The sequence below is a fragment of the Psychrobacter pacificensis genome (assembly GCF_900101915.1).
Lineage (GTDB): Bacteria > Pseudomonadota > Gammaproteobacteria > Pseudomonadales > Moraxellaceae > Psychrobacter > Psychrobacter pacificensis.
This window is the reverse complement of record NZ_FNAL01000054.1, coordinates 1-1,895: the sequence shown is the minus strand read 5'-3', so window position 1 is coordinate 1,895 and position 1,895 is coordinate 1. Positions and strand designations below refer to the sequence as shown.

General features: G+C 36.4%; 2 protein-coding genes. Both read left to right on the top strand.

Features of this window, described 5'->3' with window-relative positions:
• Positions 1–163 precede the first annotated feature (163 nt).
• Positions 164–1,198, top strand: a complete 1,035-nt coding sequence (locus tag BLR43_RS13395) for a hypothetical protein (protein ID WP_093071471.1) — start codon at positions 164–166, stop codon at positions 1,196–1,198.
• The gene (locus BLR43_RS13390) at positions 1,192–1,644 is read left to right on the top strand and encodes a hypothetical protein (protein ID WP_045455634.1); all 453 of its coding nucleotides are present in this window, start codon (positions 1,192–1,194) and stop codon (positions 1,642–1,644) included. The genes BLR43_RS13395 and BLR43_RS13390 overlap by 7 nt, the downstream gene beginning before the upstream one ends.
• Positions 1,645–1,895 lie beyond the last annotated feature (251 nt).

Below are 1,895 nucleotides of genomic sequence, written 5' to 3'. Positions count from 1 at the left end.
ACGCTACTTTTCTTGCTTGCTGTGACTGCGTCTCCAGAGGCTGCGAAAAATAGCGTTTAATCTTGCTATACCATTTTTATAATGGTTTCACTATACCGAAGAACCTATAAACAAAAAATTTGAGTTTGAGGGTCGTATAGTCAATATTCCCTATGAGAATCTGTTGTTTATAGTTCAATATGGTAGCACCACCTTATCCCAGGGTATAATCAATAAAGCAAATATTACGATACTAGAGAACCGTGTCATAAATAATTTTTTAGGTACAGGTAGAAATAAATCAGTATTTGAAAAGTACGGCCTTAAAGATAGCGATAATCAAACCTCTAAAATATCGAGCCATATTCCACGCCATAATATTAACACCTTTTTAGCTATTGCTGAGATCTCAGACCACTTGCAAGCAATGTTAATGGGTCGGGTTGATATTGAGCAAAACAAACACTACCAACACTTGAGTATTAAGCAAATCAGCCAAAATGCCAGTTTAGCTAGTAGCAATAGTCAATTTCAAACATCTAAGGAGTTAATGGCAGTTTCAGAACCTGTGCAACCTGCAGAGAATAATGCAAAAAGCCCAATTGATGACATCTTAGAATATGGTTTGATGCTCTTTAGCAACGATAAAGACCTAGAAAACAACTTGAAAAATAATCTACATACGTTTGATAGTACTATTGAAATATCGAATTTTATTGAGCAATCTATGGGTGATGGTTACTTCGAAGATATTGCTAAAGCTTTTAATGAAATAGCTCCTACAGAGCCAGACAAAGCGAAAGAACTTATAGATACCCATGCCTACTTACACCCCCTACCCTTTGGCTCATGTATGCGCAATATAGCGGCTCACGGTTGTCCCAAGCGATTATCCTGCCAATCAGGGGTGTCCTGTGTTAATTTTACGGTAACAGGACGTATGGGCGAGCTTGAAAATTTAAAGCTCACTAAAAACAGACTAATTGAGCAAGCCAAAAACTTAGCTGATAATTCTGAATTTACGCTAAGGATAAAAGAGCAAGTTCAAAACCTTGAGCGTTTTGAACAAAAAATCATGGTTAGCTACAGTAATAAAATTCCAGTAAATATATATAAAGCAATAGATACTGAGCTTTCTCAGCCTAGGGCACTTGCTGAGCTGTTTTCACTGGAATATGAAAAGATTAAAGCTAATAATCAGGAAGAAGGCAAATGCTAAGAGGCAATGAGTTAAACGAAGCTCTTGAGAATGAGCTTAAGGATATGGTACAAGAAGGCATTGAGAAGGCTCCTATTTCAAATACTGCACTACATAAGAGACTTATTGCCAAAGGACATATTAAAGGCGGTCTGAGTACGCTTAGTACGCCAGAACGCAAAGCATTAATCCAAAGATATACCACAGAACAGCTTTTACCATTGAATTTGAATGAAAAAGAAGAGCAGCTATACGTCAACAAAAAAACACGTCAGGCTCTTCTTGACACTAATAAAGGATTAAAAGAGAGAATAACTGAACTTGAGGATGAGCTTAATCAGAACACTGTCACTCTTATAGAAATTATTAATCAAGTAAAATTAAAAACTAATCTTGAGCTGGATGATTTACTTGCACCCTACTTAATATCTGAATTCAAAAGTCAGTCTAATTTAAAAAAGTTATAGTGACTTGTCATACTCAGATAAAGTGTATGAATATTCAAATCACCAATCTTGAACCTTCACAGTCTTAATTTTTTCCAAGCTTAATGTAATCGATTACGTCTATTTGACTGATATAGCAAGTAGAACTAGCAATGCAAGACTCATAAACGTCCACTCTGAACCGCCCCGACTATATCGGAGAGTGGATTGCTTGAGTCAGGCAGCTTTGTCTGACTCACAAAGACTATCATAGTATCGTCTCTCAAACTCAA